Genomic DNA, 15,987 nt, shown 5'->3' with positions numbered 1-15,987 from the left:
CCTTGCATCCCCTACCGCCATGAAACCTCCCCTTGTTCCCCGGCCGCGGCGCACGGCCGTGGCCCTGGCCGCGCAGGCCGCGCTGTGGCTGCTGTGCGGCAGCGCGATCGCGCAGACCGCCGAGGCCCCGCAAGGCGCGCCGGCGGCAACCGCCACCCTGCGCCAGGTAGACGTGGTCGACTCCACGGCGGGCGCCGCCGCCACGCCCGCGCGCCGCGCGCAAAGCAGCTCGCGCCTGGGCCTGCCAGTGCTGGAGACGCCGCGCGCCGTGAGCGTGATCGACAGCGCGCTGCTGGAGCAGCAGTTGGCCACCACGGAGCGCGACGTGCTGCGCAACGCGGCCGGCGTGTCCTCGCGCAGCGAATACGCAGGCTCGTACTCGCAGTTCGCGATCCGCGGGTTGTGGGCCAACAACACCTACAACTACCTGCGTGACGGTGCCAAGTTCGTGCACCTGCTCGATCCACCGCTGTTCAACATCGAACGCGTCGAGGTCATCAAGGGCCCGGCCGCGCTGGAGTTCGGCCAGGTGGCACCGGGCGGCCTCGTCAACTACGTGAGCAAGCGGCCCCAGGCCGATCCGCTGCGCAGCGTGAAGATCGGTGCGGGCAGCCACGGCTGGCGCAATGCCGAATTCGACCTCACCGGCCCCCTGAATGCCGACGGCACGCTGCGCTACCGGCTGGACGGCGGCGCGAGCCGCGGCGGCAGCTTCGTGGACGGCAACAGGCCGCGCAAGCAGGGCCTGGCCGGCAGCCTGGAATGGCAGCTCACGCCGGACACGCGCTGGCGCGCACAGGCCGAGTACCAAAGCCTGGAAGGCGTATCCACCGTGGGGCTGGCGGTGCCCGACCCGCAGAACCCGCGCAGCGCGGACGTGCTCCCGGTGGGCACCTTCTATGGCGAGCCCTGGCTGCGCACCGACGGGCACCTGCGCTTTTATTCCACGGAGCTGCAGCACCGCTTCACAGACAGCCTTGAAGGGCGGGTGCACCTGTCGCGCAACGAGACCTTTCGCAACGTGAACATGGTCTACCCCATCGGCCCGGTGACGGGCGGCCAGGTGGCGCGCAGCTACTGGCTGGCACCGGGGCAGAACTACACGTCGGACACCGCGCTGGCCGAACTGCGCGCACAAGTGCGGACGGGTCCCGTGCGCCACACGCTGCTCGCCGGGCTGGATTGGCGTGCCATCGAGGGCGTGTACGGTGCGCGTGGCACGGGCAACCTGGGTGCAGTGGACCTGTACCAGCCCGTGACGGGCCTGGTGCCGCCCGCGGCTTCGGGCGGCAGGGCCGCCGTGGCCTCGGACACGCGCAACACGGGCCTGTTCGTGCAGGACCGGCTCGCCCTGGGCGACTTCAGCCTGCTGCTGGGCCTGCGCCACGACCGGCTCAAGGACGCTTACACCAAGCCCGCCACGGATCTGAGCAAGACCCAGCCCAGCGCCGCGCTGAGCTGGCAGCCCCTGCCCGCCAGCATGTTCTATGTGAGCCATGCGCGCTCGTTCCAGGCGAACTCGGGCACGCTGCTGTGGGGCGACCGCGCGGCACCGCCTTCCGAGGGCAAGCAGTTGGAGGTGGGCTGGAAGCAGGAATGGCTGGGCCAGCGCCTGCTCACCACCGTGTCGGCCTTCGCGCTGGAACTGACCAACGCACCGGCCAACGACCCCGAGCACCCCGGCTACTCGGTGCTGACGGGCCGCCAGCGCATCAAGGGGCTGGAAGTGGAGGCCCAAGGCCGCATCACCCCGGGCTGGAGCGTCACCGCGCAGGCCACCTTCCTCGACCCCAAGGTGCTGGCCGACACCGTGCCCGGCGCCAACGTGGGCCACCGCGTCGCGCTCGCCCCGCGGCGCACCGCCTCGCTGTGGACCCAGTACCGCCTGCCCCGGGTGCCCGGCCTGTGGGTCGGCGGCGGGCTGGTCCACCAGGGCGACAAGTTCACCGCCAACGACAACCGGTGGCGCCTGCCCGGCTACACCGTGGTGGACCTCGCGCTGGGCTACCAGTTCGGCGGCGGCGTGCGACTGCAGGCCAACCTGAAGAACGCCGCCAACCGGCGCTACTACGTGGACGCATCCACCACGGCCGCGGGCTTTGCGGCCGTCACACCGGGCGAGCCGCGCTCGCTCTACGTCACGCTGGACTACACGTTCTGAGCACCTCAATTTCTATCAAAACACGCTGCAGCGTCCGTCCATCCTGCGCAACCAGCTTCACTATTCATAGCACCATGATCTTTCGCCCTTTCCCCGCCACGCGCACTGCCGCCGCACAGGCCGCCGTGGCGCTGCTGTGCGGCGCCGCCGCGCATGCCCAGACCACCGAAGCCGCCCTGCCCGCGGTCACCATCAGCGCCGACCCGGCGCAGCAAAGCGCCACCGAACCGGTACGGGGCTTCGTGGCCCGCCGCGCGCTGTCTGCCACCAAGACCGACACGCCGCTCATCGAGACACCCCAGGCCATCAGCGTGGTCACGCGCGACCAAATGGAAGCCCAGGGAGTACAGACGCTGCGCGAGACCACGCGCTACAGCGCGGGCATCGTATCGAGCTACTTCGACAGCCGCGTGGACAGTTTCAAGGCGCGCGGCGGCGATGTGACGCAGTACCTGGACGGGCTGCTGCGCACCTATGGCACGTACAACAATGTCAAGGCAGAGCCCTACACGCTGGAGCGCGTGGAATTCCTGCGCGGCCCCTCTTCGGTGCTCTACGGCCAGGGCAGCGTGGGCGGCGTGCTCAACCTCACGTCCAAGCGTCCGCTGGCCGAGCGCCAACGCGAGGTGCAGGTGCAGGTAGGCAGCCATGCGCGCAAGCAGATCGCCGCCGACCTGACCGGCCCGCTGGATGCCGAGGGCCAGTGGCTCTACCGCCTGGTGGCCGTGGGCCGCGACAGCGGCACGCAGGTGGACCACGTGGACGATGACCGCGTGGTGTTCGCGCCATCGCTCACCTGGCGGCCGAGCGCGGACACCTCGCTTACGCTGCAGGCGCACTACCAGAAGGACCAAAGCGGCTCGCTGATCGGCTTCTTCCCCTGGCAGGGCACGCGGCTGCCGAGTGCCTACGGGCGTATTCCCACCAACACCTTCATCAGCGAGCCGGGCTGGGACGCCTACGACACCGAGAACGCCTCCTGGGGCTACCTCTTCAGCCACCGCCTGAACGGCGACTGGACGCTGCGCCAGAACCTGCGCCGCACCGTGAGCGACGTGGACTACCGCACGCTCTACACCAGCTTCACTGCCAATGCCGCCAGCGGCCGACCCGCGCGTCCGGTGTTCGACGCCAATGGTCGCACCGTGCTGCGCGACGCCGCCTGGCAACGCAACGCCAGCCGCCTGCTGCTCATCGACACGCAGCTGGAGGGGCGCCTGCGCGCGGGCGCGGTGGAGCACACGCTGCTGGTCGGCGTGGACGGTCAACGCAACCACACCAGCCAGTCCAATTGGCGCGCCGTGGCGCCCGCCATCGACGTGTATGCACCGGTGTACGGCAACTTCACCCCGCCCAGCAGCGCCGCCCTGACGGCCCTGCCCGACGTGACGCAGCGCCAGTTGGGCCTGTACCTGCAGGACCAGATGCGCTGGGGTGCGTGGACCGCCACGCTGGGCCTGCGCCATGACCGCGCCAAGACCGACACCGAAGGCCGCCCCGCCGCGGCGGTGGACGACAAGGCCTGGACCAAGCGCCTGGGCCTGACCTACCAGGCCGGAGGGGGCTGGGCACCGTATGTGGGCTATTCAGAGTCGTTCCAACCGCTGGGGGGCGTCAACGTGTACGGCACGCCCTACAAACCCCAGCGCGGCCAGCAGTGGGAAGCCGGCGTGAAGTGGATGCCCGAAGGGCGCGGCATCTCGGCCTTTGCGGCGCTCTACCACCTGCGCGAGAAGAACCGCAAGACCACCGACCCGAGCAACCCGCTCAACAGCCTGCAGATCGGCGAGGTCACCATCAAGGGGCTCGAAGCCGAGATGACCGCCAGCCTGGCGCGCCATTGGGACTGGACGCTGGGCTATGCCTATGCCGACGCCACCATCAGCCGCAGCAACGCAGGCGACCAGGGCCAGCGCGTGGCGGGCGTGCCGCGGCATACGGCGTCCAGCTGGCTCATGCACCGCTTCGCGGCCCAGGGCCGCGGCGGCTGGACGGTGGGCGCCGGCGTGCGCTACACCGGATCGCAGTGGACCGGCGCCCCGGCCATCGACACCCCGTCGGTGCTGCTGGCCGATGCCATGGTGGCCTACGACGCGGGCGATTGGCGTCTGGCGCTGAACATCAACAACCTGACGGACAAGGTCAACATCACCCAGTGCCTGGCGCGCGGCGACTGCTTCTACGGCGAGCGCCGCAACGTGCTGCTGACGGGCACCTACCGCTTCTGAGCGCGGTGTAAAAAAAGCCCCGGCAGGCCGGGGCTGGTGGTGCTGAAGGGCGGCGTCAGACGTGGGTGATGGAGATCGCGCGCGTGTTCAGGCACGCCTCCAGCGCCTCGGGGCCGCCCTCGGAACCGTAGCCCGAATCCTTGATGCCGCCAAACGGCAGCTCGGCCGAGGGCGTCGCGGGTTGGTTGACCCACAGCATGCCCACCTCGACGCGCTGGCTCAGCAGGTGGGCATTCTTGAGCGAGCGCGTGAACGCGTAGCCCGCCAGGCCGTAGGCGAGGCGGTTGGCCTCGGCGATGGCCGCTTCGAGCTGCGTGAAACCCTGCACGGCCGCGACGGGTCCGAAGGGTTCCTCGTTGAAGATGCGTGCATGTGTGGGTACGTTGTCGAGCACCGTGGGCGCAAAGAAGTTGCCCACCTCGCCCAGCCGCTCGCCACCCGTGCGCACCGTGGCGCCCTGCTGCACGGCATCGCCCAGCAGGTCGGCCATGGCCGCCACGCGGCGCGGGTTGGCCAGCGGGCCCATCTGCGTGCCCTCGGCCAGGCCGTCACCCACCTTCAGGCCCTGGGCATGGCGCGTGAGCGCGGCCACGAAGTCGGCGCGCACGCTCTCGTGCACCAAAAAGCGCGTGGGCGAGATGCAGACCTGCCCCGCGTTGCGGAACTTGGCGCCGCCCGAGGCCTTGACCGCCAGTTCGATGTCCGCGTCCTCGCAGACGATCACCGGCGCGTGGCCGCCCAACTCCATGGTCACACGCTTCATGTGCTGGCCCGCCAGCCCCGCCAGTTGCTTGCCCACGGGGGTGGAGCCGGTGAATGTGACTTTGCGCACGATGGGGTGCGGGATCAGGTAGTTGGAGATCTCGGCCGGGTTGCCGTACACCAGGCCCACCGCACCGGCGGGCACGCCGGCATCGGCAAATGCACGGATCAGCTCGGCCGGGCTGGCGGGCGTCTCCTCCGGCGCCTTGACCAGCACCGCGCAGCCCGCGGCCAGCGCCGCGCCCAGTTTGCGCACCACCTGGTTGATGGGGAAGTTCCAGGGCGTGAACGCGGCCACCACCCCCACCGGGTCCTTCACCACCATCTGGCGCACGGCGAGGTTGCGCGACGGCACGATGCGGCCGTACACGCGCATGCCCTCATCGGCAAACCACTCGATGATGTCGGCCGCGGCCATGGCCTCGACACGCGCCTCGGCCCGGGGCTTGCCCTGCTCCTGCGTGAGGATGGCTGCAATGGCATCGGCGCGCTCGCGCATCAGCGCGGCCGCCCGGCGCATGGTCTTGGCGCGCTCGATGGCGGGCGTGTCGCGCCACACCTCGAAGCCCTTTTGCGCAGCCTCCAGCGCACGGTCCAGGTCAGCAATGCCCGCATGCGCCACCCGCCCGATTTCCTGGCCCGTGGCCGGGTTGTGCACGGCGATGGTCTTGCCGCTCTCGGCGTCCTGCCATTGGCCGGCGATGAAAAGGCGCGTGTCGGGATAGGTCATGCAATGGGCTCCTGGATGTCATGTCAAGAAAAATCGGGCGCCAGGCGCAGGGGCAAGACCCGCGCCGGCCGCAACCGGTCACTATAGAGTGCAACGCCCCGCGGCGCAGTCGCGTGGGCGCGAATCCCCACGCGCTCAGCTGGTGGTATCCCAACCCCCGCCCAGCGCGCGCACCAACCCCACCGTGGCCACGTACTGCGCTGTGCGCACCTGTAGCGCCTGGCGGCGGTTGCGCAGCTCGCTGCGGCGCGCATCCAGCAACTCCAATTGGCTCACCAGACCGTTGCGGTAGCGCGAATCGGACAGCTGCGTAGCGCGCGCGGCAGACTGCACGGCGCGGTCCTGTGCCTGCGCCTGACCGGCCAGCAGGCGCAGCGCGCTGAGCTGGTCTTCCACCTCGCGAAAGGCCGTGAGCACCTGGCCGCGGTGGGCGGCGAGCGCCCCTTCCAGCCGGGCGCGCGCACCCTCCTCCTGGGCGGCGCGCTGGCCGCCATCGAAGAGCGGCAGCGACAGCAGCATGCCAATGCCCCACGAACGCGCCGACCACTTGAACAGATCGCCCAGCTCGGGCGATGCAAAGCCTGCGCTGCCCGTGAGTGCCAGCGCGGGAAACCACGCCGCCTGCGCCACGCCCACGCGTGCCTGCGCCGCCAGCACCGCGGCCTGGGCCGCAGACACGTCGGGCCTGCGCGCCAGGACCGTGCTGGGCACGCCGGGTGGAATCACCGGCAGCGCGGCCTCGACCGCCGCCGGTGGCAGCGAGAAGCCCGTGGCCACGTCGCCCACCAGCACGGCCAATGCATGCCGTAGCTGTGCCTGCTGGCGCTCCAGCGCCAGTGCTTCGGATTCGGTGGCCGCCACCTCCGCCTGCACGCGCGCCACGTCCAACTCTGCCACGTCGCCCGCCTGGTAGCGGCGCTGCGTGAGGTACAGCGTGCCGCGGTAGGCTTCCAGACTCTCATCCACCAGCGCGCGCTCCGCCTGCAGCGCACGCAGTTGCAGATAGGTCTGCGCTACGTCGGCCTGCACCATCAGCCGCGTGCTCTGCAGCAGCGCGGCGCGGGCCTGGGAGTCCAGCCGCGCCGCATCGCTGGCGCGCGCCAGCCGGCCGAACAGGTCCAGCTCGTAGGACACGCCCAGCCCCGCCGTTGCGAGCGTGGCAGGCTGCGTGCCATTGGTGGTGGTCACACCGGCCTGGCGTGAGACGCCGGCGTTGGCGCCCACCTGGGGCGCGCGCTCTGCATCTGCCGAGCGCAGCAGCGCGCGCGCCTCGGCCAGGCGGGCCGCAGCCTCCTGCACGCTGGTATTGGCCTGACCAGCGCGTTCGACCAGATCGCTCAGCACCGGGTCCTGAAAACCCAGCCACCAGGCACCGCGGGGCTGTGCCTCCGCGGGCGCCGCGGTCGTCCAGGCCGGGGCACCCTCCGTCGCCGCTGCGCTGAAGGCGGCGGGCACGGCAACGCCCGCGTGTTCCGACGGCGGCGCCAGCGGCGCGCCCATGCAGCCTGCCAGCACCAGGGCCGCGGCCAGCGGCGCCAGCCGCGCGGGGAAAGCAAGGGAAAGCATCGTCATGGGGAATTCCTTTTTCATTCGTGCTGCCCGCGCGGCGCGGCCGGCAGGGGACGCGCCGCGGCACCAACACCGGTCTCTTCGATCAATGGCGCGGTATGGCTGCCGTGCTGCTGCAGCGGCCGGTTACCGGCCATGCGGCGCAGCGCCACGTAGAACACGGGGGTGAGGAAGAGACCGAAGGCCGTCACCCCGATCATTCCGGCGAACACCGCCACGCCCATCGCGCTGCGCATCTCGGAACCCGCACCGGTGGACAGCACCAGGGGCAACACCCCCATCACGAAGGCCAGCGAGGTCATCAGGATGGGCCGCAGCCGCAGGCGGCTGGCCTCGATGGCGGCCTGCACCGGCGTGCGGCCGGAAAACTCCAGCTCGCGCGCAAACTCCACGATCAGGATGGCGTTCTTGGCCGACAGTCCCACCAGCACGATGAGCCCGATCTGCGTGAACACGTTGTTGTCCCCGCCGCTGAGCCAAACGCCCGTCATGGCGGCCAACAGGCCCATGGGCACGATCAGGATGATGGCGATCGGCAGCGTGAGGCTCTCGTACTGCGCGGCCAGCACCAGGAACACCAGCAGGATGGCGATGGGGAACACCAGCACCGCAGAGTTGCCGGCCAGGATCTCCTGGTAGGTCAGCTCGGTCCATTCGAAGGAGATGCCCTGGGGCAGCGTCTCGGCGGCGATGCGCTCCACCGCCGCCCGCGCCTGGCCCGACGAGTAGCCGGGCGCCGGCCCGCCGTTCACGTCGGCCGACAGGAAGCCGTTGTAGCGCATGGCACGCTCGGGGCCGAAGCTGGGCTCGATCCTCATCAGCGCCGACAGCGGCACCATCTCGCCCGTCGTGGAGCGTACCTTCAGCAGCGCCACATCTTCTGCGCGGGCACGGAAGGCCGCGTCGGCCTGCACGCGCACGCTGTAGGTGCGGCCGAACTGGTTGAAGTCATTGGCATACAGGCTGCCCAGGTAGATCTGCAGCGTATCGAAGATGTCCGTGACCGGCACACCCAGCTGGCGTGCCTTGGTGCGGTCGATGGCGGCATAGAGCTGCGGCACGTTGACCTGCCAGCTCGTGAACAGGCCCGTCAGCTCGGGCGTCTGGTATGCCTTGGCCATGAAGGCTTTCACGGCCGCGTCCATGGCCTCGTAGCCCAGCGACGCACGGTCCTCGATCTGCAGCTTGAACCCGCCCGTGGTGCCCAGCCCCGCCACCGGCGGCGGCGGGAACATGGCGATGAACGCATCCTGGATGCCGCCGAATGCCTGGTTCAGCTGCCCGGCCACCGCCCCACCGCTCTGGTCGGCGCGCGTGCGATCGGCGAAGGGCTTGAGCGTGGCGAACACGATGCCCGCGTTGGAGCTGTTGGTGAAGCCGTTGATCGACAGGCCCGGAAACGCGATGGCGTCTTCCACGTGGGGGTTCTTCTTCATGATTTCACCCATGCGGCGAATCACGTCGTCGGTACGGTCCAGCGTGGCGCCGTCGGGCAGCTGCGCAAAGCCGATCAGGTACTGTTTGTCCTGCGCCGGCACAAAGCCGCCCGGCACGGCCTTGAACAGGCCCCAGGTGACGCCCACCAGGGCCAGGTAAATGGCCAGCATCAGCGCCTTGCGTCCCACCACGCGGCGCACGCCGCCGCTGTAGGCCTGCGAGCCCCGGTGGAACACGCGGTTGAACCGGCGGAAGAAACCGCCGAACGCACGGTCCATGCCGCGCGTGAGCGCATCCTTGGGCTCGTGGTGGCCCTTGAGCAGCAGCGCGCTCAACGCTGGCGACAGGGTGAGCGAGTTGATCGCCGAGATCACCGTGGAGATGGCGATGGTCACCGCGAACTGGCGGTAGAACTGCCCGGTCAGGCCGCTGATGAACGCCAGCGGCACGAACACCGCCACCAGCACCAGCGCGATGGCGATGATGGGCCCGCTCACTTCGCGCATGGCGCGGTAGGTGGCCTCGCGCGGCGTCAGGCCCGCCTCGATGTTGCGCTCCACGTTCTCCACCACCACGATGGCGTCGTCCACCACGATGCCGATGGCCAGCACCAGTCCGAACAGGCTCAAGGCGTTGATCGAGAAGCCCAGCAGGTGCAGCACGGCGAACGTCCCCACTACCGACACCGGCACGGCCAGCAGCGGAATGATGGAGGCGCGCCAGGTCTGCAGGAACAGGATCACCACGATCACCACCAGCGCCACGGCTTCCAGCAGCGTCTGGATGACGGATTTGATCGACGCCCGCACGAACTGCGTGGGGTCGTAGGCGATGCGGAACTCCACGCCCTCGGGCATGTTCTTTTGCAGCTCTGCCATGGTGGCGCGCACGTTGGTGGAAATGTCCAGCGCGTTGGAGCCCGGCGCCTGGAACACGCCCATGCCCACGGCCGGGTCGTTGTTGAGCAGCGAGCGCAGCGCGTAGTCGGCCGCGCCCAGCTCCAGCCGGGCCACGTCGCGCAGACGGGTCACCGCGCCATCCTCGCCGGTCTTGACGATGATGTCGCCGAACTCTTCCTCGGTCGTGAGACGCCCCTGCGCGTTGATGGACAGCTGCAGGTCCACGCCCGGCAGGCCCGGCGATGCGCCCACCACGCCGGCCGCGGCCTGCACGTTCTGACCGCGGATGGCGGCCACCACATCACTGGCCGAGAGGCCGCGCTGCGCGACCTTCTGCGGGTCGAGCCACACGCGCATGGAGTAGTCGCCGCCGCCAAAGATCTGCACCTGCCCCACGCCCTGGATGCGCGCGAGGCGGTCCTTCACATTGAGCACGGCGTAGTTGCGCAGATAGTCGATGTCGTAGCGGCCATTGGGCGAGACCATGTGCACGACCATCGTCAGGTCGGGTGCACTCTTGACCGTGGTCAGCCCCAAGCGGCGCACCTCCTCCGGCAGCCGCGGCTCGGCCTGCGAGACGCGGTTCTGCACCAGTTGCTGCGCCTTATCCGGGTCGGTGCCCAGGGCAAAGGTCACGGTGAGCGTCATCACGCCGTCGGTCGTGGCCTGGCTGCCCATGTAGAGCATGCCCTCCACGCCGTTGATGGATTCCTCCAGCGGCATGGCCACGGTCTCGGCGATCACCTTGGGGTTGGCGCCAGGGTAGGTGGCGCGCACCACCACGGAGGGCGGCGCGACCTCGGGGTATTCCGAGATCGGCAGCGCGCGCAGCGCGATCAGCCCGGCAAGAAAGATGAGCACCGACAGTACGCCCGCGAAGATCGGGCGGTCGATGAAGAAACGGGACAGGTTCATGGTGAAGGTCCTTCGTTGCGCCGCCCCCTCAGGCAGCGGGCTGCTTGGGCGTGGCGCGCGCCTGCGCGCCGTTGCCGTCCAGTTCGGCCTTGGCGGCCATGGGCACCTCCTGCGGCGCCACCTGCACGCCGGGGCGCACGCGCTGCAGGCCATTCACGACAATGCGCTCGCCAGCCTTGAGGCCCGAGGTGACGACGCGCAGCCCATCCACGTGCACCCCCAGGTGCACTTCGCGGTATTCGGCCTTGTCGCCCTCGCCCACCACCATCACGAACTTCTTGTTCTGGTCCGTGCCCACGGCGCGCTCGTTGATGAGCACGGCCGAGGAGCGGTGCGCCTGGCCCATGCGGATGCGTGCGAACTGGCCCGGCATGAGCGTGCCGTCGGCGTTGTCGAACACCGCGCGCACGCGCACCGTGCCGCTGCGGGCGTCCACCTGGTTGTCGATGAGTTGCAGGTGCCCCACGTGCGGCGTGCCACCCGTGGTGCCCGTGCCCATCTGCACCGGTATGCGGTCCACCGCGGCACGTGCGTTGCCACTGGAGCGCGTGCTGGTGCGCAGGTCTTCCAGCGCACGCGCAACCACCTGCTCGTCAGTGTCGAAGCTCGCATAGATCGGGCTCACCGAGACCAGCGTGGTAAGCACCGGCGCGCCGGCCCCCGCCGCCACCAAGTTGCCCACCGTGACCTCGATGCGGCCCACCCGCCCCGCGACGGGCGCGCGCACCTGCGTGTAGCCCAAGTTCAGCCGCGCGGTCTGCAGCGCCGCCTGGGCCGCGCGCAGGTTGGCCTCGGCCTCGCGCTGGGCGTTGGCACGCTCGTCGTGCTCGCGCTGGGCAATGGCGCGCTCTTCCCACAGGCGCGTGGCGCGCTCCATCTCGCTGCGGGTGTAGGACACGCGGGCCTGCGCGGCGACGACCTGGGCCTCCGCCCGGTCCACCTCGGCCGCGTAGGGCGCAGGGTCCACGGTGAAGAGCAGGTCGCCCTGCTTCACCAGTGCGCCCTCGCGGAAATGCACCGCCTGCACGGCGCCCGCCACACGGGGGCGAATGTCCACGCGCTGCACGGCTTCCAGCCGGCCGGAGAACTCGTCCCACAGCGCAATGTCCTGCTGCAGCACGGCCGCCACAGAGACCGGCATGGCCTGCGGGGCCGTTCCGGTGGCGGGCGCCTCGGCATGCGAACTTTGCAGGCCCAGCACGGTTCCCCCGGCTACGGCCACGGCAAGGGACACGCCGGCGGCAGTCCACCAGCGGCGACGGGACGACGAGAAAAATGGTGAATTCATGGTGATTCCTCCAGGCCTTTCGGCAATCAACGACAGGCCGCTCGCAGTGCGCGGCGGCAGATTCAGGCAAGGCTTTCTCCTCCGGCACGCAAAGCCGGAACAACAGGGGCGGCGGGAACGCCGGGTTGGCGCTGGAGCGGGCTCGGCGCGCGGAAACTCACCGCAGGTGAGGATCAGGCGCCTCGCCCCTCCCTAAAGCCCGTACAGGGGCTGGATCACAAGGCTCAGGTCGATGCCGGACATCGCGTGGCCTCAAAGAAAAGCCGGAACTGCTCCTGCACCTGCACCGCGCAGGGGCAGGGATTCGTTCCGGGTTGCAGCAGGGCGTCGGGCCACTGCGCCGCCTGGGTGAAGACATGCCGCTTGACCGCAAGCCCCGCCGCTTCCAGGCGCGCGGCGTAGGCCAGCGCCTCGTCGCGCAGGGGGTCGGTGTCGCCCACCAGCACCAGCGTGGGCGGCAGCCCCGCCAGCCGCTGCGCGGTACCGGGCACGGCGTAGGGATGCTCGGCATCGCGCGCGCAGCGGAAAAACTTCAGCCAGCCATCGGCCCACTTGCACGCCGTCGCTTCGCCCGTGGCGGCGCGCAGCGACGGAGTACCCACGCACGGGTCCAGCATGGGCGACAGCAGGATCTGGCCGGCCAGCGGTGGGTGCGACTGGTCGCGCGCCATCATGCTGATGCCCGCCGCCAGGTTGCCCCCCGCCTCCTCGCCCGCCAGATACACGAGCGCACCCGGCCCCGCCAGGCGCGAGCGGTGCTTGAACGCCCACTTGAGCACGGCGTAGCCAGTCTCCAGCGGCTGGGGAAACGGATGCGCCGGTGCCAGCGGGTACGCCACCGACACCACCCGCGCGCCCGCGGCCTCCAGCAGCCCACCCACGGTGCAACCGTTGTCGAGGTCACCCGACACGAATGCGCCACCATGGAAATGCACTACCAGCGGCGACGTCTCGCCAGCTTTCTTGCGTCCGTACATGCGCACGGCCACCTGCTGCTCCGTGGCCACCTCAATGGTGGTGTCGGTGCAGAGGGAGGGCGATGAAGGACGGGTGCTCTGGATCATGGTTGGGTTGGCCGGCAAGTCCGGTTGATGGGAAATGTAGCGAGGCGGGCAGCGCCGATAAATGGTGCATCTTTCACCGCACTGTTTCCGAATGCCGAACAATCGGCGCGCACGGTGCGTGTGAAAATCCGTCGGCCTCACAAGGGACAAGAGAAGGAGAAGCACATGGACCAGATACAGGCCATGCGCATATTCGCGCGGGTGGTCGAAGCTGGCACCTTCACGCGCGCCGCCGATTCACTGCAGCTGCCCAAGGGCACCGTGACCAAGCACGTCCAGGCGCTGGAAGAGCGCCTGCGCGTGAAGCTGCTCAACCGCACCACGCGCCGCGTCACCGTGACGGCCGATGGCGCCGCGTTCTACGACCGCACCGTGCGCCTGTTGGCCGACTTCGACGACATCGAAGCCAGCATGAGCCAGGCGCGCGCCAACCCGCGCGGACGTCTGCGCGTGGACGTGGGATCGTCGGTGGCGCGGCTGCTCATCGTGCCAAACCTGGCGCAGTTCCAGGAGCGCTACCCCGACATCCAGATCGACCTGGGCGTCAGCGACCGCACCGTGGACCTCATCGGCGACAACGTCGACTGTGTGATCCGCGGCGGCGAGCTGGCCGACCAGTCCCTGGTGGCGCGGCGCATCGGCAACCTGGAATTCATCACCGTGGCCGCGCCCGCCTACCTGGAGCGCTTTGGCATGCCCGCGCACCCACTGGACCTGGAGCGCAGCCACCGCAGCGTGATCTACTTCTCGCCCGTCTCGGCGCGCCGCTACCCGCTGGAGTTTCACAAGGACGGCGAGGTGATCGAAACCTCGGGCCCCTCTCACCTGGCCGTGAACGAGAGCAACGCCTATCTGAATGCCCTCGTCGCCGGCCAGGGCGTGGGGCAGATCACCACCTTCCAGGCCCAGCAGCACTTCGAGCGCGGCGAGCTCGTGCGCGTGCTGCCCGACTGGTCCCACCCCGTGCTGCCCGTGTACGTGGTGTATCCGCCCAACCGCCATCTGAGCGCCAAGGTACGCGCCTTCGTCGACTGGGCTGCGGAGCTGTTTGCCAACGAGCCGCTGCTGCAACACCAGTAGAGGCAATTGCTATATTTTTAATAGCTGTTGGCGCTTACCAAATAAGCGCTATAGGGCAATTTCTTTCAAACCAACGTTCGTGAGCGGCAAGCGCGTATGCTCGCCGTCCATGACCGACCAACCTGCAGCGCCCGCCCCACAACCACCCGCACAGCCCCGCAATCCGCTGCACGGCATCACGCTGGAGGCGATGGTCGTGGCGCTGCAGCAGTATTTCGGCTGGGAGGGTCTGGCCAGCCGCATTCCCGTGCGCTGCTTCCAGAGCGACCCCAGCGTCGCCTCCAGCCTCAAGTTCCTGCGCAAGACGCCATGGGCGCGCGAAAAGGTCGAGGGCCTGTACCTGTTCATGCTGCGCGAGCAGCGGCGCAACGCATCGCGTTGACCGCGGGGACGGCCGCACTGGCGAACGTGCACGGCAGCTGGCGCACGCCGGCGCGCGGTTCGTCGCAATGCGCTGGAACGCCGACGGGCGGGCCGGCACAGTGGCTCCACGGACGGCATGGTGCCGCCGGCAGTGTCCCCACAGGAGCCCTCATGAACGCCTTGCATACGCTGACCTCGCAGGTCCCTTCCACGCGCCGCCCCTTGCTGCGCGGCGCCATCGCCAGTGCCGTACTGGCGCTGGCCGGCACCGCCACCACGGGCGCGCTGGCCCAGGTGCCGCAGCACACCCCCGCGCCCTCGGCGGCACAGACGCAGGTGGCCGCCATGCCCCATTCCACCCACGACCGTACCAACGCTGTCGGTCGCACACGCGCTGAAGTGATTGCCGAACTGCAATGCGCGCGCGAGTCGGGCGAGCTGGAGGCCAGCGTGCTGGCCCAGTACGGCCTGGTGCCCCCTGCCCGCCAAGGCGCGCGCGCGAACTGCGCGCACGATGCCCAGAGCCGCCAGATGGCACAGGGCCAATAAACACCCCCCGAGCCCGGGCCCGGAAGTGCCGGTCAGTCCGCCGCGGGCGCGAGAAAGTCCCTGCTGATGCAGCCGCCGAGTTCGTTCACGCGGTCCAGGAACTGCGTGAGGTAAGCATGCAGGCCGGTGGCCAGGATCTCGTCGATGCGGCCGTAACGCAGATCGGACAGCAGGCGCCCGGCCCGCCGCTCGGTCTCCCCCGAATGCTCATGCGCGACGGCAGCCAGGTTGTCCACCACCTCGTGCATGCTGGCATGCAGCGAACGCGGCATGTCCCGCCGCAGCATGAGCAGGTCGGCCACGCGTTCGGGCGTGATCACGTCGCGGTATACCTTGCGGTAGACCTCAAACGCCGAAACGCTGCGCAGGATGGCGCTCCAGTGGTAGAAGTCGGCCTCGGGCGTGGAACGGCGGGCATCGCCCGCCAACCCATGAAAATCGCTCTGCACCGCATGGAACTTCACGTCCAGCAGCCGCGCCGTGTTGTCGGCGCGCTCCAGGAAGGTACCCAGGCGCAGGAAGTGAAACGCCTCATCCTGCAGCATGGTGCCCAGCGTGACCCCGCGCGACAGGTGCGAGCGGTACTTGACCCATTCGAAGAACTGCCCAGGGTCGCGCTCGAAGGCCCCCTCGCGCAGCTGGCGTGACAGCTCCAGCCAGGTCTGGTTCAACGTCTCCCACACCTCGGTGGTGAGGGCACCGCGCACAGCACGCGCGTTCTCGCGCGCGGCGCGCAGGCACGCTGCGATGGACGACGGGTTGCCCTCGTCGCACACCATGAACCGCAGCACACCCGTGGCCGTGATCGCGCCCTGCCGCGCGGTGTAGGCGGGAATCAGCTCACTGATCGACAGCAGCCCGCGCCAGCCCTCCTGCGCCTGGGCATCGGACTGCGGCAGCAGGGAGGTCTCGTAACTGACGTTGAGCATGCGGGCGGTGTTT

At 69.5% G+C, this 15,987-nt stretch carries 11 protein-coding genes; 5 read left to right on the top strand and 6 right to left on the bottom strand.

Features of this window, described 5'->3' with window-relative positions; translation table 11 throughout:
• The first annotated feature begins 19 nt into the window (after positions 1–19).
• Together AC1PPL_RS13510 and AC1PPL_RS13505 are read left to right on the top strand one after the other, a co-directional pair.
• Complete coding sequence (locus AC1PPL_RS13510) at positions 20–2,161, top strand: TonB-dependent siderophore receptor (protein WP_088887444.1); 2,142 nt, start codon at positions 20–22, stop codon at positions 2,159–2,161.
• Between the two features lie 74 nt (positions 2,162–2,235).
• Positions 2,236–4,389 (top strand): TonB-dependent siderophore receptor, encoded by a 2,154-nt coding sequence (locus AC1PPL_RS13505; protein ID WP_088887445.1) that lies wholly within the window; start codon positions 2,236–2,238, stop codon positions 4,387–4,389.
• 55 nt (positions 4,390–4,444) lie between these two features.
• On the opposite strand, the gene AC1PPL_RS13500 is transcribed toward AC1PPL_RS13505, so the two are convergent.
• From AC1PPL_RS13500 to AC1PPL_RS13480, 5 genes are all read right to left on the bottom strand, one after another.
• Positions 4,445–5,881: an NAD-dependent succinate-semialdehyde dehydrogenase gene (locus AC1PPL_RS13500; protein WP_088887446.1), complete on the bottom strand. Its 1,437-nt coding sequence runs from the start codon at positions 5,879–5,881 to the stop codon at positions 4,445–4,447.
• A 135-nt stretch (positions 5,882–6,016) separates the two neighbouring features.
• Positions 6,017–7,453 (bottom strand): efflux transporter outer membrane subunit, encoded by a 1,437-nt coding sequence (locus tag AC1PPL_RS13495; protein WP_479973506.1) that lies wholly within the window; start codon positions 7,451–7,453, stop codon positions 6,017–6,019.
• 14 nt (positions 7,454–7,467) lie between these two features.
• Positions 7,468–10,701, bottom strand: coding sequence for an efflux RND transporter permease subunit (locus AC1PPL_RS13490; protein WP_479973505.1), 3,234 nt, complete (start codon positions 10,699–10,701; stop codon positions 7,468–7,470).
• Between the two features lie 28 nt (positions 10,702–10,729).
• Positions 10,730–11,989, bottom strand: coding sequence for an efflux RND transporter periplasmic adaptor subunit (locus AC1PPL_RS13485; RefSeq protein ID WP_287744640.1), 1,260 nt, complete (start codon positions 11,987–11,989; stop codon positions 10,730–10,732).
• Between the two features lie 224 nt (positions 11,990–12,213).
• Positions 12,214–13,053, bottom strand: a complete 840-nt coding sequence (locus tag AC1PPL_RS13480; RefSeq protein WP_123675135.1) for an alpha/beta hydrolase — start codon at positions 13,051–13,053, stop codon at positions 12,214–12,216.
• A 165-nt stretch (positions 13,054–13,218) separates the two neighbouring features.
• Between AC1PPL_RS13480 and AC1PPL_RS13475 the strand changes: the two genes are divergently transcribed.
• The 3 genes from AC1PPL_RS13475 to AC1PPL_RS13465 all read left to right on the top strand — a co-directional run bounded on the left by AC1PPL_RS13475 (position 13,219) and on the right by AC1PPL_RS13465 (position 15,045).
• The gene (locus tag AC1PPL_RS13475; RefSeq protein ID WP_479973504.1) at positions 13,219–14,133 is read left to right on the top strand and encodes a LysR family transcriptional regulator; all 915 of its coding nucleotides are present in this window, start codon (positions 13,219–13,221) and stop codon (positions 14,131–14,133) included.
• A gap of 109 nt (positions 14,134–14,242) precedes the next feature.
• Positions 14,243–14,515: a VF530 family protein gene (locus tag AC1PPL_RS13470; RefSeq protein WP_088887451.1), complete on the top strand. Its 273-nt coding sequence runs from the start codon at positions 14,243–14,245 to the stop codon at positions 14,513–14,515.
• A gap of 152 nt (positions 14,516–14,667) precedes the next feature.
• Positions 14,668–15,045 (top strand): hypothetical protein, encoded by a 378-nt coding sequence (locus AC1PPL_RS13465; protein WP_196995077.1) that lies wholly within the window; start codon positions 14,668–14,670, stop codon positions 15,043–15,045.
• A 32-nt stretch (positions 15,046–15,077) separates the two neighbouring features.
• Here the strand turns inward: AC1PPL_RS13465 and AC1PPL_RS13460 are convergent.
• The coding region (locus AC1PPL_RS13460; RefSeq protein WP_479973503.1) for an alpha-E domain-containing protein at positions 15,078–15,987 on the bottom strand (910 nt) is incomplete at its 5' end.

The organism is Diaphorobacter sp. B2A2W2 (assembly GCF_056730635.1).
This window is presented reverse-complemented; position numbering and strand designations above follow the sequence as displayed.

Excerpts from the sequence above, each read along its gene's own strand:
- AC1PPL_RS13510 (WP_088887444.1), top strand. The coding sequence starts at position 20 with ATGAAACCTCCCCTTGTTCCCCGGCCGCGGCGCACGGCCGTGGCCCTG.
- AC1PPL_RS13505 (WP_088887445.1), top strand. The coding sequence starts at position 2,236 with ATGATCTTTCGCCCTTTCCCCGCCACGCGCACTGCCGCCGCACAGGCC.
- AC1PPL_RS13500 (WP_088887446.1), bottom strand. The coding sequence starts at position 5,881 with ATGACCTATCCCGACACGCGCCTTTTCATCGCCGGCCAATGGCAGGAC.
- AC1PPL_RS13495 (WP_479973506.1), bottom strand. The coding sequence starts at position 7,453 with ATGACGATGCTTTCCCTTGCTTTCCCCGCGCGGCTGGCGCCGCTGGCC.
- AC1PPL_RS13490 (WP_479973505.1), bottom strand. The coding sequence starts at position 10,701 with ATGAACCTGTCCCGTTTCTTCATCGACCGCCCGATCTTCGCGGGCGTA.
- AC1PPL_RS13485 (WP_287744640.1), bottom strand. The coding sequence starts at position 11,989 with ATGAATTCACCATTTTTCTCGTCGTCCCGTCGCCGCTGGTGGACTGCC.
- AC1PPL_RS13480 (WP_123675135.1), bottom strand. The coding sequence starts at position 13,053 with ATGATCCAGAGCACCCGTCCTTCATCGCCCTCCCTCTGCACCGACACC.
- AC1PPL_RS13475 (WP_479973504.1), top strand. The coding sequence starts at position 13,219 with ATGGACCAGATACAGGCCATGCGCATATTCGCGCGGGTGGTCGAAGCT.
- AC1PPL_RS13470 (WP_088887451.1), top strand. The coding sequence starts at position 14,243 with ATGACCGACCAACCTGCAGCGCCCGCCCCACAACCACCCGCACAGCCC.
- AC1PPL_RS13465 (WP_196995077.1), top strand. The coding sequence starts at position 14,668 with ATGAACGCCTTGCATACGCTGACCTCGCAGGTCCCTTCCACGCGCCGC.